The 20,377-nt window shown below is 65.5% G+C and carries 19 protein-coding genes; 5 read left to right on the top strand and 14 right to left on the bottom strand.

All coding sequences use genetic code 11. The annotated features are described in order from the left end of the window. Window positions 1-135: 135 nt before the first annotated feature. Entirely contained in the window at window positions 136-2,244 is a 2,109-nt protein-coding gene (locus AC3WUM_RS08220; protein ID WP_492409727.1) for a TonB-dependent receptor, read from the bottom strand. 65 nt (window positions 2,245-2,309) lie between these two features. Then, window positions 2,310-3,227 carry a DUF6607 family protein gene (locus AC3WUM_RS08215; protein WP_492409993.1) on the bottom strand — a complete coding sequence of 306 codons (918 nt, stop codon included), beginning with the start codon at window positions 3,225-3,227 and terminating at the stop codon, window positions 2,310-2,312. 570 nt (window positions 3,228-3,797) lie between these two features. On the opposite strand from AC3WUM_RS08215, the gene AC3WUM_RS08210 reads away from it, so the two are divergent. Continuing rightward, a complete protein-coding gene (locus AC3WUM_RS08210) occupies window positions 3,798-3,968 on the top strand; it encodes a hypothetical protein (RefSeq protein WP_492409726.1) in 171 nt (56 codons plus the stop codon). Then, the gene (locus AC3WUM_RS08205; RefSeq protein WP_492409725.1) at window positions 3,965-4,318 is read left to right on the top strand and encodes a helix-turn-helix transcriptional regulator; all 354 of its coding nucleotides are present in this window, start codon (window positions 3,965-3,967) and stop codon (window positions 4,316-4,318) included. Before AC3WUM_RS08210 ends, AC3WUM_RS08205 begins: the two co-directional genes overlap by 4 nt. 57 nt (window positions 4,319-4,375) lie before the next feature. Here the strand turns inward: AC3WUM_RS08205 and fghA are convergent, their stop codons facing one another. From fghA to AC3WUM_RS08175, 6 genes are all read right to left on the bottom strand, one after another. Then, a complete protein-coding gene (fghA, locus tag AC3WUM_RS08200; RefSeq protein ID WP_492409724.1) occupies window positions 4,376-5,215 on the bottom strand; it encodes an S-formylglutathione hydrolase in 840 nt (279 codons plus the stop codon). A gap of 1 nt (window position 5,216) precedes the next feature. After that, window positions 5,217-6,326, bottom strand: a complete 1,110-nt coding sequence (locus tag AC3WUM_RS08195) for an S-(hydroxymethyl)glutathione dehydrogenase/class III alcohol dehydrogenase (RefSeq protein WP_492409723.1) — start codon at window positions 6,324-6,326, stop codon at window positions 5,217-5,219. Between the two features lie 154 nt (window positions 6,327-6,480). Continuing rightward, complete coding sequence (locus AC3WUM_RS08190) at window positions 6,481-7,521, bottom strand: helix-turn-helix domain-containing protein (RefSeq protein ID WP_492409722.1); 1,041 nt, start codon at window positions 7,519-7,521, stop codon at window positions 6,481-6,483. 53 nt (window positions 7,522-7,574) lie between these two features. Then, on the bottom strand, window positions 7,575-8,279 hold the full coding sequence (locus tag AC3WUM_RS08185; RefSeq protein WP_492409721.1) for an RES family NAD+ phosphorylase: 705 nt from the start codon (window positions 8,277-8,279) through the stop codon (window positions 7,575-7,577). A gap of 18 nt (window positions 8,280-8,297) precedes the next feature. Next, window positions 8,298-8,804 (bottom strand): antitoxin Xre-like helix-turn-helix domain-containing protein, encoded by a 507-nt coding sequence (locus tag AC3WUM_RS08180; protein ID WP_492409720.1) that lies wholly within the window; start codon window positions 8,802-8,804, stop codon window positions 8,298-8,300. Window positions 8,805-8,862: 58 nt separating this feature from the next. Then, complete coding sequence (locus AC3WUM_RS08175; protein ID WP_492409719.1) at window positions 8,863-9,759, bottom strand: LysR family transcriptional regulator; 897 nt, start codon at window positions 9,757-9,759, stop codon at window positions 8,863-8,865. A 140-nt stretch (window positions 9,760-9,899) separates the two neighbouring features. On the opposite strand from AC3WUM_RS08175, the gene AC3WUM_RS08170 reads away from it, so the two are divergent. Both AC3WUM_RS08170 and AC3WUM_RS08165 read left to right on the top strand, forming a co-directional pair. Continuing rightward, the gene (locus AC3WUM_RS08170) at window positions 9,900-11,078 is read left to right on the top strand and encodes an MFS transporter (protein WP_492409992.1); all 1,179 of its coding nucleotides are present in this window, start codon (window positions 9,900-9,902) and stop codon (window positions 11,076-11,078) included. A 3-nt stretch (window positions 11,079-11,081) separates the two neighbouring features. Continuing rightward, window positions 11,082-12,137, top strand: a complete 1,056-nt coding sequence (locus tag AC3WUM_RS08165) for an SDR family oxidoreductase (protein ID WP_492409718.1) — start codon at window positions 11,082-11,084, stop codon at window positions 12,135-12,137. 324 nt (window positions 12,138-12,461) lie between these two features. Here the strand turns inward: AC3WUM_RS08165 and AC3WUM_RS08160 are convergent, their stop codons facing one another. Beyond that, window positions 12,462-14,789 carry a Tex family protein gene (locus AC3WUM_RS08160; RefSeq protein WP_492409717.1) on the bottom strand — a complete coding sequence of 776 codons (2,328 nt, stop codon included), beginning with the start codon at window positions 14,787-14,789 and terminating at the stop codon, window positions 12,462-12,464. 137 nt (window positions 14,790-14,926) lie between these two features. Here AC3WUM_RS08160 and AC3WUM_RS08155 point away from each other — a divergent pair, with 137 nt between their 5' ends. Next, a complete protein-coding gene (locus tag AC3WUM_RS08155) occupies window positions 14,927-15,313 on the top strand; it encodes a DUF4345 family protein (protein ID WP_492409716.1) in 387 nt (128 codons plus the stop codon). 30 nt (window positions 15,314-15,343) lie between these two features. On the opposite strand, the gene AC3WUM_RS08150 is transcribed toward AC3WUM_RS08155, so the two are convergent. The 5 genes from AC3WUM_RS08150 to AC3WUM_RS08130 all read right to left on the bottom strand — a co-directional run bounded on the left by AC3WUM_RS08150 (window position 15,344) and on the right by AC3WUM_RS08130 (window position 20,275). Then, window positions 15,344-16,608 (bottom strand): IS3 family transposase gene (locus tag AC3WUM_RS08150; RefSeq protein ID WP_492409715.1). Its coding sequence is split into 2 segments (ribosomal slippage): window positions 15,344-16,251 and window positions 16,251-16,608, totalling 1,266 coding nucleotides; the frame shifts between segments, so codons are not numbered across the junction. Between the two features lie 108 nt (window positions 16,609-16,716). After that, window positions 16,717-17,004: an HU family DNA-binding protein gene (locus tag AC3WUM_RS08145; RefSeq protein WP_007186042.1), complete on the bottom strand. Its 288-nt coding sequence runs from the start codon at window positions 17,002-17,004 to the stop codon at window positions 16,717-16,719. Window positions 17,005-17,215: 211 nt separating this feature from the next. Continuing rightward, window positions 17,216-18,451: a DSD1 family PLP-dependent enzyme gene (locus AC3WUM_RS08140; RefSeq protein ID WP_492409714.1), complete on the bottom strand. Its 1,236-nt coding sequence runs from the start codon at window positions 18,449-18,451 to the stop codon at window positions 17,216-17,218. Window positions 18,452-18,512: 61 nt separating this feature from the next. Beyond that, window positions 18,513-19,919, bottom strand: a complete 1,407-nt coding sequence (locus AC3WUM_RS08135; protein WP_492409713.1) for a D-arabinono-1,4-lactone oxidase — start codon at window positions 19,917-19,919, stop codon at window positions 18,513-18,515. Then, window positions 19,916-20,275, bottom strand: coding sequence for a c-type cytochrome (locus AC3WUM_RS08130; protein ID WP_492409712.1), 360 nt, complete (start codon window positions 20,273-20,275; stop codon window positions 19,916-19,918). Before AC3WUM_RS08130 ends, AC3WUM_RS08135 begins: the two co-directional genes overlap by 4 nt. Window positions 20,276-20,377 lie beyond the last annotated feature (102 nt).

Genomic DNA, 20,377 nt, shown 5'->3' with positions numbered 1-20,377 from the left:
TTGCCACGCCGCTGCTATGGGAGTTAACGGAAGGGGTCAAAAAAACTTTAGGGGCTTGTCAAGCGAGTTTTGCGGACGGTCGGCCGGCGCCCGTCCGCATGGCCCTGGGCAAAGCGGGTCGAGACCCGCCAGGCTCTACCAGCGTGCCTCGATGCCGACCCAGAACTGGCGCGGAGCGAGCAGGTTGGCGCTGTCGCTCTCGACCGTCGCGCCCGGGAAGATCGAGAGCGCATCGTCCGCGTCGAACAGATTGGTGACTTCGGTGTAGAGGCGCGTGGGCCCGATCTTCACGCCCGCCTCGGCGTTGGCGAGCCAGTACGGATCGACCTCGCCACGCAGCTGATTCGCGATGTCGGAGTAATACGATTCGCTGTAGCGCGCGTTGAAGCTCGCGTCCCAGCGGCCTTGCGTCCAGCGCGCGCCGGCGGAAGCCGTGAACGACGGCGAGTTCGGCAACTCGTTGCCCTGATAGCCCGAACCCGGATAGCGCGTGATCTCGGCCTTGAGCGCACCGGCGTTGAGGAAGGCTTCGAGCCCCGGAGCCAGCAGCCAGCTCAGGCCCGCTTCCGCGCCCCAGGTCTTCACCTTGTCCGCGTTCTCGACGACGAAGGCGTAGTCGGACGGATCGCTCGGCGTGAGGTCGTAGCTCAGCTGCATGTCGCGATAGTCCGAATAGAACAGGTTCGCGGTCAGGCGGCCACGCTTGTCTGCGAAGGTCTGGCGCAGCCAGAGTTCGTAGGTCCAGACGTATTCGGAGTCGTACTGGTAGTTGGTCACACGCGTGATGGCGTTCTGATCGTCGTCGGGGGATTCCACCGCCACACCCGCACCGCCACCGTTGTAGCCGCGCGACACCTGCACACCGACGGTGCTTGCCGCGCTGACATGCCACGCGAGGCCGAGCTTCGGCAGGAAGGCGCGATAGCTTTCGTCGAGATCGATCTTCACTTCGTACGGAAAATCGGCGACCGCATCGCGGCCGCCATCGCGCTTGTGCTTTTCCTGCTCGTAGCGGGCACCGACGATCAGATCGAGCTTGTCGCTGAGCGGCTGCGTACCTTCGCCGAACAACGCGGCGGTGCGAATGTCGTCGTCGAAGTCGAGATTGTTGTAGATGTCGATGAACTCATCCTGCTTTGCCTTGAACAGGTAGACGCCGACGACGCCCGTCTGTCGCCCTTCGCCGGTGTAGCGCAGACGCGGCTCGAACACGTACTCGCGCGCATCGATGTGCGCGATGCCGTATTGCGGTGCCGTCTTGCGCCGGACGTCGACATCGGTGCCGGTGAGCAGACCCTCGAAGCGAAGCTTCGATGAAATCCGGGATTGCGTCTCGACGATGGCGCTGCTCGTCTTCGGTTCGAAGACCGGCTCGAACGGATAAGTCGAGCGCCGATCGCCGAACGGACGATCCACGCTTTCGGTCTGCGGTCCGCGATAGTCCGCATGGTTGATCGTCACGAGCGTGCGCAGGCCTGCGATCGAAGGCGGCTCGAACAGCAGCTTGCCGCGCAGGTTCAGCGATTCGAGCTTGCGCGGATCCTGCACCTCGGCGTACGAAGGCCAGCCTTCGACCCAGCTCTGCGCACTCGACCAATCCGCACTCAGGCGATACGCCACACCCTCGCTGAGCGGCCCGCTCAGCAGGCCGGACACGCGACGACGATCGTAGTTGCCGCCCGCGACACGGAACGCGCCTTCGGGCGTGAACGTCGGATCGTTGGTGCGGATCGCAATCGTGCCGGCCAGCGCATTGCGCCCCTGCAAAGTGCTCTGCGCACCGCGCAGGACTTCGATCTGCTGCGTATCCCACAGCGCGCTGTCACCGAACACGATTTCGTTGTAGCTCATCGGCCGGCCATCGAGCTGCATGTTCAGGCGCGCACGCGTGCCGGCGATGAACGCATCGCCACCCTGCGCCGAGCCCGTGCTGTCGATACCGCGAATCGCGGGCGCGATATTGCCGGTGCCGACGTAGACGATGTTCGGAATCGTGGCGAGCACATCCTTGGCCGAGTTCAGCCCGGCGCTTTTTTCGAGCTCGTCCGAATCGAGCACGACGGCGCTGGTCGCCGTGTTCATGATCGAGCGTCCCGATTTTTCGGAGATCACGTAGACGGTCGGCAGTTCGGTAGCTTCTTCCGGAGCCTGCGCCGATGCGGCGGAGGCTTCCTGCTGCGACCAGGCCGAGGTCGATTGCATCAAGCTGCCGAACAGCGCAGCGCCCAACAAGGTTCTCTTCATCACTCCGTTCCTCTGGATGCTGCGGCGAAGCCATCGCCGCCGAATCGGCAGCTGCGCGCCCTCGCCTATGGGCTCGCAGCTGCCGTTGTGCTCTCGTTGCCGGGCTGCGTAGCCCACTGATCGAACACCGCCTCGATTTCGGAACGCGGCGGCATCTTGCCGGCCTGCGCCTGCTCGGCTTGATCGAAGGTCGGAATGATGATGGCCATGCCGTCGAGCCCGGTTTTCAGCCGCACGCCGCTGCCGTTCACGAGATACCTGTCCCAGATCGAACGCACCTGCGCCCAATAGTCTTTCGTCGCGGCCCAGTAATCGTGCGCGGGCTTGAAGTTCACGACGTCGTCGCCGGCGGTTGCGGCATGCGCGTAGTTGTCGAAGCCGAATTCGCGCACGATTGCGCCGCTGATCTTCTGGCCTTCGCGAATGACTTTGGTGTTGTCCTGCTCGTGCGTCCAGCCCAGCGGCGTGACCGTGTGGCGATTGATCGCGAGGATTGCGTTGTAATCCTTGCGCTTGGTGAATTCGCGACGCGGCAGCGGACGGAACGTGGGATCGGAAGTCCAGGTCGCGATGCCCTGCGCGTCATGCACCCACGAGCCGGTGCCGCAATAGCGCGGTGCGTCGCTGACTTCGAATACGCACTGCGTCCAGCTGCCGCGGCGCAGCGAGGGATCGAGCTTGCGCACACGCCAGGTCTGGTCTTCGGTGAACTCGAAGCGCTGCACCGCTTGCCACTGCCAGTCCTGCCGCCAGTGCTTGGTCACGTGGCCGTCGTCGCTGACGAGCACGTGCTGGATCGAGATGCGATCACCACGGTCCTCGACGAGCATCACCGCCTCGTGCCCGCCCGTGCGCCGCCCCGGCTGGCGTTCGTAGCCGGCGCGCAGCACCACGGTCTCGCTGAAATCGAAGCTCACGTCGTAGTCGCCGAGCATCGCGAGAATCGCGCGACGATCGGCTTGCGGTGGCGTGGTGTTCGCCATCTTGCTTCCAACGCCGGTGCTGCAGGCGCTGGCGAGAAACGCGATCGCGACTGCGGCGACGGATGCGAAAGCACAGCCGCCGGGCCGGTGAGTCATGAGGCGCATCCGAATTCTCCTGTGACGATCCGTGAGCGCTATCGGAACCACCTGCTGGGCGTTGCCCAGATCGAGATGCCCAGGCTTCCTCGTCGGTGGAATCGACATTGACCAACGTACTTGCGGAGCCCGCGGTGAAGCTGGCACGCCCAAGCGGAGCGACCGCCTCGCCCGAGACGCAGCCAGCCTCGGTTTGCAGTTCCTTGACGTCGCGACGAGCGACAGACCGACGATTCCAGCCAGATAAGCCGCCGCGCGGGAAGCTTCCCGTACCGCCCTCCATTGCGCCACACCCTGCTCCCCGTTCTCCCTTGGAAAAAATAAGCGCCGCGAAGCGGCGCCATGGGGAGAAACCGAATGATTTGTCAGACAGCGTCTTGTTGTTAATGATAAGAATTATCATTTAAACTGACAACGCCCGGCCAGCCTCGACTTGCAAGCCACCGCATCACGGCTCACACAAGAGAGGACGCCATGAACGACATGTTCTGGTTCGTGCTGATTGATCTGGCAGCTTGCCTGCTGATCGCTCTGCTACTGACCGCCCTGACCCGCTCCGACCGCCGGAGCTTCGAAAAAGAATCTCCGGACAAGCTGTTCCCGCCTGCGCATCGACGTGGCGGCACCGCCGCGCGGCCGACATGAACCTGCTCGATAGCCATCCGGGCGCTTCGGTGCCGTCGCCGCGCCGCGCGTCGGGCACGAGCCTGCGCATGATCGAGGCACGCGCCTTCATCGAGGCCCATTTCACGCAGCCGATCACGGCCACGCGCATCGCCCGGCATGTCGGCCTCGCCACGCCTCTGCTCAATCGCGAGTTCCAGCGCGCGTTCGGCGAATCGCCCGGGCAGACGCTCATGAACTGCCGCATGCGCGCGGCGCACGACCTGCTCATCGATGGAAGGCCAGCGACCGAGGTGGCCTTGCTGGTGGGCTACCACTCGGATCGCAGGTTCGCGTCCGACTATCGCAAGTGGCTCACCGCCGCGAAGTAGGCCACGCCCTGTGAAAGGGTGGGTTACGGCCTTCGGCCTACCCACCCTGTGAACGGCTTACTTCAACAGCCCCGCGTGATGCGCGATGTGGTCGGCGATGAAGCTCTGGATGAACCAGTACGAATGATCGTAGCCCTCGTGCCGGCGCAGCCAGAGTTGCTGGCCTGAAGCCTTCGCAGCGGCTTCGAGCGCCTCGGGCTTGAGTTCGCGTTCGAGGAACTGATCGGCATTGCCCTGATCGACGAGCAGCAGGCCCGGATACGCGCGGGTGCGGATGAGTTCGCTGGCGTCGTAATCCTTCCAGCGCTCCTGGTCGGCGCCCAGATAGTTACCGAAGGCTTTCTGCCCCCACGGCACCGCGACCGGATTGCTGATCGGCGCGAACGCAGACACCGACTGCCAGCGCTGCGGATGACGCAGAGCCGTCACGAGCGCCCCGTGTCCGCCCATCGAGTGGCCGAAGATGCCGCGACGCTCGGCGAGCACCGGGAAGTTCGCCTCGATGAGCGTCGGCAGTTCGAGGTTCACGTAGCTGCCCATGCAGTAGTGGCCGGCCCACGGCGCCTGCGTCGCATCGAGATAAAAGCCCGCGCCGACACCGAAATCCCAGGCGTCGGAATCGCCCGGCAAGTTCAGTCCGCGCGGACTCGTATCGCAAGCGACGAGCGCAAGACCCGCTTCGGCCGCGAAGCGCTGGGCGCCGGCCTTGATCATGAAGGTCTCTTCGGTGCACGTCAGGCCTGCGAGGTAGTAAACGGCGGGCACCTTGCCGTCCCGGGCTTGCGGCGGCAGATACACGGAGAAGTTCATCTTCGTGCCAGTGCTCTTCGACTCGTGCGAATAGAAGCCCTGGCGCCCACCGAAGCAGGCGTGTTCACCCTTGGTTTCGATGCTCATGTCAGAACACCACGACGCTGCGGATGGACTTGCCTTCGTGCATCAGATCGAAGCCCTTGTTGATGTCCTCGAGCTTGAGCACGTGCGTGATCATCGGGTCGATCTGGATCTTGCCGTTCATGTACCAGTCGACGATCTTCGGCACGTCGGTGCGGCCGCGTGCGCCACCGAACGCCGTGCCTTTCCAGACGCGTCCGGTGACGAGCTGGAACGGACGCGTGGCGATCTCCTTGCCCGACTCGGCCACGCCAATGACGATCGATTCGCCCCAGCCGCGATGGCAGGCTTCGAGCGCCTGGCGCATCACCGTGGTGTTGCCGGTGCAGTCGAAGGTGTAGTCGGCGCCGCCGCCGGTCAGTTCGACCAGATGCGGCACGATGTCGCCCGAAACCTTCTTCGGATTGACGAAGTGGGTCATGCCGAACTTGCGGCCCCAGTCTTCCTTGTCGTCGTTGATGTCGACGCCGACGATCATGTCGGCGCCCGCGAGCCTCGCACCCTGGATCACGTTGAGGCCGATGCCGCCGAGGCCGAACACGATCACGTTGGAGCCCGGCGTGACCTTGGCGGTGTTGATCACCGCGCCGACGCCGGTGGTGACGCCGCAGCCGATGTAGCAGGCCTTGTCGAACGGCGCGTCCTCGCGAATCTTCGCGACCGCGATTTCGGGCAGCACGGTGAAGTTGCTGAAGGTCGAGCAGCCCATGTAGTGATAGACCGGCTTGCCCTTGTACGAGAAGCGCGTGGTGCCGTCAGGCATCACGCCCTTGCCCTGCGTCGCGCGGATCGCGGTGCAGAGGTTGGACTTGTGGCTCGTGCAGGTCTTGCACTGGCGGCATTCGGGCGTGTAGAGCGGAATCACGTGATCGCCGGGCTTGACGCTCGTCACGCCGGCGCCGACTTCGCGCACGATGCCCGCACCTTCGTGGCCGAGCACGGACGGAAAGATGCCTTCGGAATCGAAGCCGTCGAGCGTGTACGCATCGGTGTGGCAGATGCCGGTGGCCATGATCTCGACGAGCACTTCGCCCGCCTTCGGGCCTTCCAGATCGAGTTCGACGATCTCCAGCGGCTTCTTGGCTTCGAAAGCGACGGCGGCGCGGGTTTTCATGCTGTCTCCTGACGGACTTTTTCGATGGGTGACGCGCAGGCGCAAGGGCCGACGACGCCGGATGGCCGCCAGCTTAGAAAGGCCCGGTGACGGCTTCAAAACCTGGGGCGTTTGTGCCCCAGCGGTCGCGACTCGGCCGTGAACGATCGGCGAGCTATTGCGGCCGGCTCAGCCCGTGCCGCTGCAGCTTGCGATGCAGCGTCTTGCGATCGATGTTCAGGCGAGCCGCGGCCTGCGTGATGTTCCAGCCGCAGGATTCGACCATGTCGAGCAGCGCTTGGCGCTCGGCCTGATCGAGCACGTCGGCTCCCGGCAGCACCGCCGTCTGCGGCGGCTGCACGAGCACGTAGAGCTCGTCGACACCGAGCCGCTGCGGCTGCCACGGAGAGCGGCGCGCCCAGTCGCCGAGCTGGCGCAGGTCGAGCCCGATGCTCTGCACCACCGGCTGGCCGATCAGCGCCGCGGCGCCGTCTTCGCCGAGCCAGTCGCGCGCGGTCTGGTTGAGCCCGGTGACGAGGCCCTCTTCGTCGGCCAGGATCAGCGCGCCCGAGCCGCTGGTCACGAGCGCCGGGTGCGCGTGCAACCGGATCACGTAGCGATCGCGCGCCTGCTGCAGCAGCGCATGCATTTCGATCGAACGCGCGGTCTGCGACACCAGCGCGAGCGTGGCCGCGGCCGAATCGCCCTGGCCGTACGAGAGATTGAGCACCGCCACGACGGCACCGCGCCCGTCGCGGATCGGAGCCGCGCAGCAGACCATCGCCGCGTTCTGGCGCAGGAAGTGGTCTTCGCGGTGGATCAGCACCGGCGCGTGGGCGACCAGGCAGGTGCCGATGCCGTTGGTGCCGACTTCGGCCTCGGTCCAGATCGCGCCCTCGCGCATGCCGGCGCGCTGGGCCTCGCGCGTGAACGAGGCAGCGCCGTGGTAGTACAGGATCACGCCTTCGGCGTCGGTCAACGTGAGGCCGGCCGGCACGCCGAGGCTGCGCTGCAGCGCCTGCATTTCGAGCGCCGCGATCTCGAACAGGCTGCCGAGTGCGCGGCGGCGGCGGCGAATTTCCTCTGCGCCCAGAATGCTGGGTTCGCGCCGGATCTCGGGCTTGAGCTCGAACTGGCTGCGGCAGCGCAGCCAGGACTGGCGGATCAGCTGCGCCCAGCCGCGCTCGGCCGGCGGAGCCGGCCAGGGGTTGGCCATGGGGGCGAGGCGTTCGGACATGGGCGTGAGCTTATACCCCCGGCGAAGCAGCGTCAGGCCTCGCGAACCGCGTAGCTCTCGATCTTCTCGATCCGGCCGATGCGCCGGCCGTCCCAGTAATAGCGAAAGTGCGAGGACTGCCGCGCCGGGGCGAGCGCCTTGGGCCGCAGCACGGCGACGCAGCGGCCCTCGGGCGTGTCGCGCACGCTGTTGTAGAAAATGCCCCAGGCGCCGCGCTGGCGCAGGGCCGCGCCGAAGCGCTGGGCCGCGGTGTAATCGTCCGGATCGAGCAGCGAGTCGCGCTGGGCGCTCGGCAGCAGCGTCATGTTCTGCTGCAAGTGGCTCACGTAGCAGCGCATTTCGAGCACTTCGCGCGGGATGCTCGCGGCGCGCAGGAAACGCTCGCGGTGATAGACGGTTTCGAGAATCGCGGTCTGCTCGCTGAGCCCTGCGTAGTAGACGCCGAAGAGGCCACTTGTGAAGCGCGAAGGCGTCGGATGGCAGAACGCGGCCATCACCGGCGTCGCGCCCGGACCGTAAAGCCCCTCGCCCTTCGGCACGAGCTGAATCTGCCCGAGCTCCTGGCGCAAGCGGTCGTTGGTGAGCCCTTCGAGTTCGGCGAGCATCAGCAACTCGTCCTCGCTGCGCGCCGCGTCGAACAGCAGCGCGGTCGGAAAGCGGCTCGGCACGATGCGATGCAGCGGATCGTCGATGCGGCGCGTGCGCAGGGCGCCGTAGTCGGCCTCGGGCTCATCCATGAGAAACCTCCGCCGCGACTAGCTGCGAGCGCCGTCGAGGTAATGCCGCACGACGTAGAGATCGGCCACCTGCCCGGCGAGCAGGCGCGCCAGCGGCGCCTGGCCGTTGAACGGCGCGTCGGTATTGGCGTTGCGCAGCCAGAGCAGCCGGTTCGCCGGCGTCGGCAGCAGAATGCCGAGCGCCTTCCAGATGCCGAGCAGGTAGCTCAGGCGCTCGACCGTATCGGCCGACAGGTTGAGCCCTTCGCCGGCCTCGACCTGCTGGCGCCAGCGCTGCAGGTTCCGCGGCACCGTGCCGAGCAGCGTGCCGAGCGCCGCCTGCGACAGCTCCCAGGCTTCCGCGATCACGAAAGCCTGGCGCAGGCCGACTGCGTTACGGCGGACGATCCAGTCGGCACCGGCATCGCCCGCCGGCACGGCGGAACCGTGCTTATCCGTGCCGTAAGCCTGGGCCGGAGCATCCGCGACCCGCTGCGCGGCGGGCAGATCGGTCTCGGTATAGGTGTCGATGCGCTTGAGCTTCATGAGTCCATCATGTCACTTGTCGCTTTTTTATCAATATAAAAGACAAGTGTCGCAAATCTCATTCCGTGACCGAGGCCCGCTCGACGAGGAAATCGAGCATCGCGCGCACGCGCGCCGACGGCCTGCCCTGGCCGAGATAGAGCGCGTGAATGTCCTCGGTATCGCCGTCGTGACAGGAGCCGAGTATCGGCACGAGCCGGCCCGCGGCGATGTCGGCAGCGACGAGAAAATGCGCGAGCCGCACGATGCCCGCCCCGCAGACGGCCATCACACGCAGCGCCTCGCCCGAATTGCCGAGAAAGTTGCCGCTCACGCCGCGCTGCTGCAGCGCTCCGGCGACGCGAAAGCTCCAGCCTTCGATCGAGCGGCGGAAGTTGAAGTTGAGGCAGTTGTGCGCGTCGAGATCGTCGGGCTTTCGCGGCATACCGCGGCGTGCGAGATAGTCCGGCGAGGCCGCGATGATCCAGCGGCTGCTGCCGAGCTTGCGCGCCCGCAGGCTCGAATCGCGCAGCGGCCCGTGGCGGATCGCGATGTCGGTGCGCTCGTCGACGAGATTGACGAGCGCATCGTTGAGCGAAACGTCGACCGTGACTTTCGGGTAGCGCTCGAGAAACTCCGGCAGCACCGGCAGCACGCAATGCAGGCCGAACGGCACCGATGCGTTGAGCCGCAGGCGTCCGCGCGGCTCGGCGCGCTCGGCCGTGAAGCTCGCTTCGAGTTCGTCGAGTTCATGCAGGATGGCTTGAGCCCGCTGCTTATAGGCCTCGCCCTCGGGCGTCAGCGTCAGTGCGCGCGTACTCCGCTGCAGCAGCCGCACCCCGAGCCGCGTTTCGAGGCGGGCGACCGAGCGGCTCACGGCCGACGGCGTCTGCCGCAGCTGCTGCGCCGCCGCCGCGAAGCTGCCGGCGTCGACGCTGCGCAGAAAGGCCTCGATTTCCCCAGTGCGATTATCCATCGGTCCGCGCTCCGCTATTCGTGCATTCGATGCACGATTATTCTTCCTTCGCGCATTCTTATCATCAATCGCAGACATCGCCACAGTAGCTGACTGAAAAACCGCAGGAGCTGGCGATGTCTTCAAGTTCAAACCGCGCGATGCCGCTCGCGCTCTACGCGCTGACGATCGGCGCCTTCGGCATCGGCGTCACCGAATTCGTAATCATGGGCCTGCTCATGCAGGTTTCCGCCGACTTCGGCGTGTCGCTGCCGACCGCCGGCGTGCTGATCAGCGGCTATGCGCTCGGCGTGATGGTCGGCGCTCCGCTGATGACCGTATGGACCGCGCGCTGGCCGCGCAAGGCGACGCTGCTCGCGCTGATGGCCGTGTTCACGCTCGGCAATCTGGCCTGCGCGCTCGCGCCGAACTACGCCACGCTGCTCGGCGCGCGCGTGCTGACGTCCTTCGCGCACGGCACCTTCTTCGGCGTCGGCTCGGTGGTGGCGACGCAGCTCGTCGCCCCGCAGCAGCGCGCCTCGGCGATCGCGATCATGTTCACCGGCCTGACCGTGGCGAACGTGCTCGGCGTTCCGTTCGGCACCTGGCTCGGCCAGATGCAGGGCTGGCGCGCGACCTTCTGGGCCGTCGCCCTCGTCGGCGTCGCCGCGATGGCGGTGATCGCCGCACTCGTGCCGCGCGACGCGGCCAAGCCCGAAGCCGGCGACTGGCGCGCCGACCTGCGCGCGCTGCTGCGCCCGGCCGTGCTGCTCGGCCTGCTCGCGACCGTGCTCGGCTTCGGCGGCGTGTTCGTGGTGTTCACCTACATTGCGCCCTTGCTCACGCAGATCACCGGCTTCGCGGACGCGGCGGTGTCGCCGATCCTGCTCGTGTTCGGCGGCGGCCTGGTGATCGGCAATCTGCTCGGCGGCAAGTTCGCCGATCGTCATCTGGGCCCTACGCTGCTCGGCTCGCTGCTCGCGCTCGCGCTCGTCATGGGCCTGATGAGCTTCGTCATGCACAGCCGGCTGCTGACCGTGATCTTCGTCGGCCTGCTCGGCGCGGCCGCGTTCGCCACCGTGCCGCCGCTGCAGATGTGGGTGCTCGAAAAAGCCTCCGGCGCCGGGCAAAGCCTGGCGTCGAGCTTCAACATCGGCGCGTTCAATCTCGGTAATGCGCTCGGCGCCTGGCTCGGCGGCATGGCGATCGACCACGGACTCGGACTGGCGGCGCTTCCGTGGGTTGGCGCGCTGATGCCGCTCGCCGCGCTCGCAACGGCCTGGATCGGGCTGCGCAGCGGCAAGTCGAACGCCCGCTGCGACGCAGCGCTGGAGGCCTGAGCCATGAGCGCAAGCAAGACCGCACTCGTCGTCGGCGCTCAGGGCGTGATCGGGCGCAATCTGATCGAGCATCTGCGCACACTCGACGAATGGCAGATCGTCGGCCTCTCGCGTCGCGGCGGAGAAGATTCGCCGCGTCTGCGCCACATCGCGGTCGATCTGCTCGATGCCGACGACACGCGCGCCAAGCTCACGAATCTGTGTGAGGTCACGCACGTGTTCTATGCCGCGTACCAGGATCGTCCGACCTGGGCCGAACTCGTCGAGCCGAACCTGACGATGCTGCGCAACGTCGTGCAGACCATCGATGGCGTCGCCGACGACTTGCAGCACGTGAGTCTCATGCAGGGCTACAAGGTCTACGGCGCGCATCTCGGGCCGTTCAAGACGCCCGCGCGCGAAGACGATCCGGGCCACATGCCGCCCGAATTCAACGTCGACCAGCAGCGCTTTCTCGAAGCACAGCAACGCGGCAGGAACTGGAGCTGGTCCGCGATCCGTCCGAGCGTGGTCTGTGGCTTCGCGCTCGGCAATCCAATGAATCTCGCGATGGTCATCGGCGTCTACGCTGCGATCAGCAAGGAGCTCGGCCTGCCGCTGCGTTTCCCCGGCAAGCCCGGCGCCTATGACACGCTCATGGAAGTCACCGACGCCGGCCTGCTCGCCCGCGCCACCGTCTGGGCCGCGACCGAACCGCGCTGCGCCAACCAGGCCTTCAACATCGCCAACGGCGATCTGTTCCGCTGGAATCAGCTGTGGCCGCGCATCGCGCAGCACTTCGAACTCGAAGTCGCGCCGCCGCTGACGATGTCGCTCACAAGCGTCATGGCCGACAAGGAGCCGCTCTGGAACGCGATGCGCGAGCGTCACGGCCTTGCCGCGCATCGCTGGAGCGAGCTGTCATCGTGGGGTTTCGGTGACTTCGTGTTCGGGTGGGACTACGACTTCTTCGCCGATGGCAGCAAGGCCCGGCGATATGGGTTTCACGAGTACGTCGATACCGAGGCGATGTTCAAGGGCATCTTCGATGACTTCAGGCAGCGGCGCGTGATTCCATAAGAAGCCCGCTTTCGCAAGCAGCGACGCGAAGCGAGCCAGTCCATCAATCCCCTTGGCAGCGCCGGCCGAAGCGGCGCGCGCAGTGGGTCTAGCGGCCAAGGATGGCCGCTTGAGGCTCGTCGCGACACGATGTCGCGTCGAGCCGACCCTGAGCACGTCGATTCGGCCGGGAACCCCTCGCGGCTTCATCGCGAGGGGCGCGGACTTCAGGGGCGTGCTTTCTTTGGTTACTTTCTTTGCACGAGCAAAGAAAGTAACCCCGTCCGGGAAGGACAAAAGCTCTCGGGTCACCACCAAGAGAGAGCGAGCAGCCGCAACAACAAGCTACTTCTTGAGCGCCTCGAACAACGCAGCCCCGAGCGCGCTCGGCGGCTTCACTTCCTGCTTGCCCTTGCTAGGCGGCGGCCCACGCCGATCACGCGACGAAGACGCATCGCCACCCGCAGCAGAACGCGGCATCGAAGCACTGCCATCATCCTTGCGCATGCTCAGCGCGATGCGCTGCCGCTTGAGGTCCACGTCGACGACGCGCACCTTGACGATATCGCCCGCCTTCACCACCTCGTGCGGATTCTTCACGAACTTGTCGGCGAGTTGCGACACGTGCACGAGGCCGTCCTGATGCACGCCGATATCGACGAAAGCGCCGAAAGCCGCGACGTTCGTGACCGTGCCCTCGAGCACCATGCCGGGCTTCAGGTCCTTCACCTCGTTGACGCCGTCGGCGAAGCTCGCGGTGCGGAACTCGGGGCGCGGATCGCGGCCCGGCTTTTCGAGTTCGGCGAGGATGTCGCGCACCGTCGGCAAGCCGAAGCGCTCGTCGGCGAACTGCTTCGCATCGAGTTTCTTGAGCGCCGCGCTATCGCCCATCAGCGAGCGCAGATCGCGCCCGCAGGCGCTGACGATGCGCCGCGCCACCTCGTAGGCTTCGGGATGCACGGCCGAAGCGTCGAGCGGCTCCTCGCCATCGCGAATGCGCAGGAAGCCCGCGCACTGCTCGAACGTCTTCGGCCCGAGGCGGCTGACTTCGAGCAGCTGCTTGCGTGAACGAAACGCGCCCTGGCGATCGCGATGAAACACGATCGCATCGGCCAGCGAAGTGCCCACGCCCGACACGCGTGCAAGCAGCGAAGCCGAGGCGGTATTCAAGTCGACACCGACCGCATTCACCGCATCCTCGACCACCGCATCGAGCGCCTTCGATAACCGATACTGATCGACGTCGTGCTGATACTGGCCGACGCCGATCGACTTCGGCTCGATCTTCACGAGTTCGGCGAGCGGGTCTTGCAGGCGGCGTGCGATCGACACCGCACCGCGCAGCGAGACATCGAGATTCGGAAATTCCGCGGCCGCGGCGGCCGAAGCCGAATACACCGACGCGCCGGCCTCGCTGACGATGACCTTGCGCGGACGCGGCTCGGGCAACAGCGCGAGCAGGTCGGTGACGAGCTTTTCGGTTTCGCGGCTCGCGGTGCCATTGCCGATCGCGATGAGCTGCGCGTTGTGCTGCTTGATCAGGCGCGCGATCTCGGCCTGCGCGCCGCGCACGTCGTTGCGAGGCTGGAATGGATACACCGTCGCGGTTTCGAGCAGCTTGCCGGTGCCGTCGACCACGGCCACCTTCACGCCCGTGCGAATGCCCGGATCGAGCCCGATCGTCGCGCGCGAACCGGCCGGAGCGGCGAGCAGCAGATCCTTGAGGTTACGTGCGAACACGTCGATCGCCTCTTCTTCGGCGCGCGTGCGCAGCTCCATCATGAGGTCGACCGACAGGCTCACCGAGAGCTTCACGCGCCAGGTCCAGCGCGCCACTTCCATGAGCCAGGCATCGCAGGCGCCGCGCGCGGGCTTGACGCCTTCGGCGTCGGCGATCATCTGCTCGATCGGCTTGACGGGGGCGGTGCTGTCCGCATCGACCTCGATTTCGAGCATCAGGATTTCTTCGTTGCGGCCGCGCATCATCGCGAGCGCGCGATGGCTCGCGACCTTGCTCCAGGCCTCGGCATGATCGAAATAGTCGGAAAACTTCGCGCCGGCTTCCTGCTTGCCGTCGATCACGCGCGAACGCAGCACCGCCTGCGTGCGCAAATACTGGCGCAGGCGGCCGAGCAGATCGGCGTTCTCGGCGAAGCGCTCCATCAGGATGTCGCGTGCGCCGTCGAGCGCGGCCTTCACGTCGGCGACCTTGTCGTTGACGAAGTTCGCGGCGACGGTTTGCGGAACCAGGCTGCGGTCTTCGAGCAACTGCTCGGCGAGCGGCCCGAGACCGTTTTCGCGCGCGATCTCGGCGCGCGTGCGGCGCTTGGGCTTGTACGGCAGGTACAGATCCTCGACTTCGGCCTTGGTCGTCGCGGCCTGGATTTTCGCCTCGAGTTCATCGGTGAGCTTGCCCTGCCCGCCGATCGATTCGATCACCGCAGCGCGGCGCTCTTCGAGCTCGCGCAGGTAGCCGAGGCGTTCTTCTAGGTTGCGCAGCTGGGTATCGTCGAGTCCGCCGGTGACTTCCTTGCGATAGCGCGCGATGAACGGCACGGTCGCGCCTTCGTCGAGCAGGGCGACGGCGGCTTCGACCTGGCGGGTCTGCGCCGCGATGTCGCTGGCGATGGTCTGGTAGATGCGGCGGACGACGGAATCTGAAAAAGCGGGCATGCGAGGAGAGTCTGCTTGCGGCGAGAAAGGGCTCAGACGATACGTCGCACCGCCGCGCTTGCCAACATTGCATTCCCGCTCCGGATGCGGCATGCCATGATGCGACGCATCCCAAAAACAGAAGAGGAGAAGCCAGCATGCTGATACGCGCTTTCATGTGGTTCGCCGGCCTGTCATGGGCCGCGTTCGGCGTCTGGTGCCTCGTGCGTCCGCAGGCGCTCGCGATGGCCAGCATCGTCTCCACCGGCGCGACCGGAGACACCGAATTGCGCGCGATCTACGGCGGCATGCAGATCGCGTTCGGCGCCCTGATCGTCGGCGGCGCGATCTGCGCGGCCTGGCGCCGTGGCGTGCTCATCACGATGAGCTTCCTGCTCGGCGGCGTCTTCTCCGGCCGCGTGATCGGCGCGCTGCTGGCCGGCGAAGCCTCGTCCTACATCGTCTACGCGCTGGCCTTTGAAGGCGTGTTCCTGGCCGCGACGCTGGCCTGCCTAAAAGCCAGCACGCCTTCGACCACGGGCTGAGCCGGAAACAGTCCGCTGACCCGTCCTGAATTAGGTTGACACCTGATTGGACTGGGAAGCGGACCGAAGTTGATCCGCCACAGACGCCCGATGCACTTCATCGGGCGTTTTCATTTTGAGCGACAGATGCGGTCGCTCGCCGTTATAGATTGCAACGGATTCGCGCACCATGCGCCTGGCTTGCTCCAGATCGGTCGGCTTTTGCAGCAAAAGCTCGCCTTTCAGAATGCCGTTCACCCGTTCGGCCAAGGCGTTCTGGTAGCAGTCATATCCATCCGTCATCGAGCAGCTCAGGTGATGGCGCACGTGCAGACCTTGGTACTCGTTCGCGCAGTATTGAATCCCTCGGTCGGAGTGATGCACCAGGCGCTGCCTCGTTCGGCGCTCCTTGAGTGCTCGCTTCAGCGCACGGCTCACCGGCTCGGCATGCAAGCTGTCGTGGACATGCCAGCCAACGATCTTTCGCGAGTAGGCATCCGTCACCAGGCTCAGATAGGCATGGCTCTGGGCCATCGGCAGATACGTGATGTCGGCTACCCAGACTTGCTCGGACGCCTCGGCGATGACTTGATCCGGCCCGGCTTTGAGCCGGTTCGGGTGTCGATGGAATCGGTGATGGCTGTTCGTCGTCTTGTGATACGCCCGCTTCATCGGTACCAGCAAGTGTCGCTGTCGCAGCAGATCGAACAAGGCGTCGCGCCCGATCCGCAGGCCCGAGGCCTGCCACTGCGGGCTGAGTAGGTGATGCAGCTTGCGGGTGCCCAGGCGCGGCTGGCGCAGGCGCTGGGTCTGCACCTGTTTCACGATCCGATCCGCCTGATCCCGGCGTCGCTGCTGACGGCCGCGATCCGCGTAGTACGCCTGCCGGCTGATGCCGAAATAGCGGCAAGCCCTCTGCACGCTTACGCCTTCGGCGTGCTTTTGCGTGAGGGCCTGCCCAAAGGCTTTTTTACCACGCGCACTCCATAGTCCTGCTTGAGCACCTCGATCACCGCCTCGAACAGACGGGCTTTCTCCTGTGCTTCACGTAGTTGTACTTCCAGCGCTTTGATTCGCTGCTCGGGTGTCAGCGGCAGGTCAGCAGATTTCGTCGTCATCGCCCGCAATCGTGCCCGATCGCTCCACCCTGCGCGACCATGCTTGCGCAGCCACACCAGCACCGTCGACCGCCCCTGGATCCCGTAGCGCCACTGCGCCTGCTTGTAACTCAGCTCGCCCTTTTCAACCTGATCCACCACCGACAACTTAAAAGCCAGACTGTAATCCCGCTGGCTCCTCTTCTTCCTCGTTTCCATTTGAATCGCCTTTTCTTCGCTGAAAAGGTGTCAACTCATTTCAGGACGGGTCACGCATAACGAAAAAGCCCCGACGTATCGGGGCTTTTTCTTGACCGCGGAGCTTGCTTAGAGCGAGCCCTTGAGCGTGGTCGACGGCTTGAAACGCACCGACTTCGAGGCCTTGATCTTGATGGCCTCGCCGGTCGACGGGTTGCGACCCTTGCGTGCGCCGCGCGACGACTTGGCGAAGGTGCCGAGGCCGCTCACGCGAACCTTGGTGCCCTTCTTGAGGTGCTTGGCGGTGCTCTCGACGAACAGACCGAGAACCGACTTCACCTGCGCCTTGGAAAGGCCGGACTTCGCCGAGATCTGCTCGATCAGGGCCGTCGTCGAAACCACATCAGCTGCTGCCATTTTTCATCTCCTTAAATTCAGTCGCGTCCAACTGTTCCCGACTCCCGCGTGCTGAATGGAAGCGCGACGGCTGGCGGGTGCGCGGCATTCTACTGTGATTTGCGCGCAGCGCACGCCTTATGCCCGATCAACAGGCGCCGATCGTCGATCCGCATATCGCCGCGTTCTTCGCGAGCGCAAAACGCCCGCGATACCTCGCCTCGGGCCGGACTCAGGCCGCGGAATCGAACACCGGCCAGCTCGCGACGATCTGGCCCTGGTGATAGACCGCGATGTCGCCGAACTGCAGGAACACCGACTCGCTCTGGTGCGGACGCAGGAACACGAAGTCGTCGACCGCGAGCTCGACCTTGCGCGAGCCGTTGACGAGCTCCTGGTTCGTCGAATGGCCCCAGATCGCGTTGTGCTGCAAGCCGGGCGGCGAGACGATGTCCGCGTACCAGTAGCCGCCATAAAGATAGAACGCACGCGCGGTGTTCGGGTCCCAGGCCGCGAACAGGCCGGTCAGCGATTCGAGACCGGCGATCTCGGAGCGATCGAGCGCCTTGAGTACCGGCGTGCCGATAAAGCAGGCCGGCACGTGATCGGCCAGGGTCGGGCGATCGAAATCGGTGGGCTTGACGAGGCCCGAGCCCATCGAGATTTCGTTGCACGGGGCGGATTCGTCGTAGAGCTCGTAGGTGCTGCTGCCGCCGGCATTGAGCGTGAGCGTGTTCTCGTCGAAGGCCGCGCCGAGTTCCTCGCGCGCAGCGGCCACGCAATCCGCGTAGGTGCTCAGCGCCTCGGCGAGCGCCTCACGCGGTCCGCCGAGAAAATCCGGCATCTTGGACGCGTGCGCCTCGTAGCCCATGAAGCCCGAGAACTTCATCGACGGCTCTTTCTGCAGCTCGCGCAGCATTTCGACGACCGCCTGCGGGCCATGCAGGCCGCCGCGATGCAGGCCGATGTCGAGCTCCAGATTCACGCGCATGAGCTCGCCGTGATCGCGGTGACGCGCACGCGCGAGTTCGCGGTACTGGGCCATGCGCTCGGGCGTGTCGAGCAGCCATTGCAGCTGGCGCTCGGGCAAGAAACCGCTGGAGGGATCGTGCCGCTCGTAAAAGCGCTGCGCGGCGCCGACCGGCATCGGCTTGCCGACGAGCACCTGCGCATCGGGCATCTCGCGCCCGATCAGATTCAGGAACGGCTGATGGAAGCTCATGAGCCGGTCGGTGCCGGTGGCCTTGCGCACGTAGCGCAGCAGCTCGAGGCTCGGCAGCGATTTCTCGACGATGCGATAGCCCTTGTTCGCCGGCAGGTGCGAGCGCAGGCAGGCGATGTTGTGATCCAGCTTCTCGCGATCGATCACGAGCGTCGGGCGGAACAGCCCAGCCTTGCGCAGCGCCTGCTGCATCTGCATGAAGTAGGCATCGTGCGCCCCGCCCTTTTCGCTCGGACGCAGCGCCACTGCCGCCGCGACGGGAGCGGCGACAGCTGCTCCCAACAATAGCCGCCGCCGTGAGCTGAATTTAGCCAAGACCGAACACCTGTTTCAGATAGGTATTGAGCATGCGCCCCTCCGGATCGAGCGAGGCACGCACGGCGAGGAAATCCTTCCACTTCGGATAGCGGCTCGCGAAATCCGCGGCCTTGAGCGTATTCATCTTGCCCCAGTGCGGACGCCCGGCCAGCGGCTGGTACAGCGGCTCGATGTCGGCGAAATAAGGCAGCGGATCTTCGACGTAGTAGCGATGCACCGCGATCGAGCCCGACACCGCGTGGCCATAGAACGGGCTGAGCCAGGCATCGTCGCCCTTGACGGTGCGAATCTCGATCGGGAAGAACTCTTCGTGGTGCTTGCTCTCGACGCGTTCGCGCACCTTGCGCAAGGTCGGCATGAGCTGCTCGCGCGGCAGGTGATATTCCATCTCGTTGAAGCGCACCGCGCGATTCGACGGGAAGATGCGATTCCAGACGTCGACGGCTTCTTCGGGCTCGTAATCTTCGGTCGCCAGGTTCATGAGCTTGCGCCGCGCGGCCGGGAACCAGCTCAGGTAGTCGCGCAGCTTCTTGATGCCCATGACCGCATCGTTGTCCTGCTCGGCACCGCGCGGGCGCAGCGGCTCGTCGGTCGGGTCGATCGAGATCGCCATCGCCTGGTCCGAGAACGGCAGGTAATACATCTCGAAGCTCTGGTGCTTGGCCGCGTGATCATCGAAGCGCTCGATGAGCTGCTCGATCGGCTCGAACCAGACGCGGCGCTTGAGATTGTGTGTCGCCACGTTCTGCAAAGTGACCTGCGTGATGACACCGAGGCTGCCGAGCGAGACGCGCGCCGCATCGAAGATCTCGGGATGGCTCTGGCGGCTGCAATCGAGCACTTCGCCGCGCGGCGTCACCAGGCGCAGGCCGATGATCTGGCTGTGCAAGGCGCCAAGTGTTTCACCGGTTCCGTGCGTCGCCGTGGCGGTGGCGCCGGCGATCGACTGCTCGTCGATGTCGGGCATGTTCGGCAGCGCCTGGCCGATACCCTGCAATAGTTCGGCGAGTTGGCCGAGCTTGGTGCCCGCGCCGACGGTGGCGGTCAGCGCGTTCGCATCGTGCGCGATGAGGCCGTCGAAATGACGCAACGAGATGATGCCGCCGTCGGTCGGAACCAGCGGCGTGAACGAATGCCCTGCGCCGACCGGACGCAGCGTGGTCTTGGCCGAGCGCAGCAGCGTGGCGAGTTCGTCTTCGGTCTTCGGCGTCAGCCGCTCGGCGGGCAGGCAGTGCTGGTAGCCCGACCAGTTCTGCCAGGGCAGCAGCCGCTTGCCATCGGGCCCGATCGTCGCGACCGGCGGCTTGGGCATGTTGGCCGCGCCGTGATCGTCGCAGCCGGCGAGCGGAAGCGCCGCGGCGGCGAGCGAGGCGCCCAGAAAGTCACGGCGTTTCACAGGCCGGGCTCCGCGGACATGAAGCGGATCAGCGCGGCGAACTCGTCTTCGCTGCAATCGCCGCAGGAGCCGAGCGGCGGCATGCCCTTGTAGCCGCTCACCGTATGTTCGAGCAGCGTGTCGAGGCCTTGCGCGAGACGTGGCGCCCAGGCCGCGCGATCGCCCGTTTGCGGTGCTCCGCTGGCCGGCGTCGCGTGACAGGCCTTGCAGCTCTGGTCGTAGACACTCGCGAGCGCCGCATCGGCGGGACGCAGGTTCGCGGCCGAGCCCGCAGGTGCCACCGGAGTCGACTCAGGCCCCTTTCCACAGGCGACGAGCATGACGGAGAACATCAGCAGGCACAGCATGCGTGGCATCGGATCGCTCATCGGATTGAGTTGGTATTCCCATACGAAAACTGCTTCGCCACTGCGGGCACAGCACGGATTTCGCATATTCTTCGAGCGAATTACATATTG

The sequence above is a fragment of the Hydrocarboniphaga sp. FW305-C-57 genome, assembly GCF_058783045.1.
Note: the sequence above shows the minus strand (reverse complement) of the source record. Positions and strands in the feature narration are given on the sequence as shown.

Coding starts and splice junctions, on each gene's coding strand:
- AC3WUM_RS08195 (WP_492409723.1), bottom strand. CDS start 6,326: ATGAAAACCCGCGCCGCCGTCGCTTTCGAAGCCAAGAAGCCGCTGGAG.
- AC3WUM_RS08185 (WP_492409721.1), bottom strand. CDS start 8,279: ATGGATGAGCCCGAGGCCGACTACGGCGCCCTGCGCACGCGCCGCATC.
- fghA (WP_492409724.1), bottom strand. CDS start 5,215: ATGAGCATCGAAACCAAGGGTGAACACGCCTGCTTCGGTGGGCGCCAG.
- AC3WUM_RS08205 (WP_492409725.1), top strand. CDS start 3,965: ATGAACCTGCTCGATAGCCATCCGGGCGCTTCGGTGCCGTCGCCGCGC.
- AC3WUM_RS08190 (WP_492409722.1), bottom strand. CDS start 7,521: ATGGCCAACCCCTGGCCGGCTCCGCCGGCCGAGCGCGGCTGGGCGCAG.
- AC3WUM_RS08160 (WP_492409717.1), bottom strand. CDS start 14,789: ATGCCCGCTTTTTCAGATTCCGTCGTCCGCCGCATCTACCAGACCATC.
- AC3WUM_RS08145 (WP_007186042.1), bottom strand. CDS start 17,004: ATGGCAGCAGCTGATGTGGTTTCGACGACGGCCCTGATCGAGCAGATC.
- AC3WUM_RS08180 (WP_492409720.1), bottom strand. CDS start 8,804: ATGAAGCTCAAGCGCATCGACACCTATACCGAGACCGATCTGCCCGCC.
- AC3WUM_RS08165 (WP_492409718.1), top strand. CDS start 11,082: ATGAGCGCAAGCAAGACCGCACTCGTCGTCGGCGCTCAGGGCGTGATC.
- AC3WUM_RS08170 (WP_492409992.1), top strand. CDS start 9,900: ATGCCGCTCGCGCTCTACGCGCTGACGATCGGCGCCTTCGGCATCGGC.
- AC3WUM_RS08215 (WP_492409993.1), bottom strand. CDS start 3,227: ATGGCGAACACCACGCCACCGCAAGCCGATCGTCGCGCGATTCTCGCG.
- AC3WUM_RS08220 (WP_492409727.1), bottom strand. CDS start 2,244: ATGAAGAGAACCTTGTTGGGCGCTGCGCTGTTCGGCAGCTTGATGCAA.
- AC3WUM_RS08155 (WP_492409716.1), top strand. CDS start 14,927: ATGCTGATACGCGCTTTCATGTGGTTCGCCGGCCTGTCATGGGCCGCG.
- AC3WUM_RS08130 (WP_492409712.1), bottom strand. CDS start 20,275: ATGCCACGCATGCTGTGCCTGCTGATGTTCTCCGTCATGCTCGTCGCC.
- AC3WUM_RS08175 (WP_492409719.1), bottom strand. CDS start 9,759: ATGGATAATCGCACTGGGGAAATCGAGGCCTTTCTGCGCAGCGTCGAC.
- AC3WUM_RS08210 (WP_492409726.1), top strand. CDS start 3,798: ATGAACGACATGTTCTGGTTCGTGCTGATTGATCTGGCAGCTTGCCTG.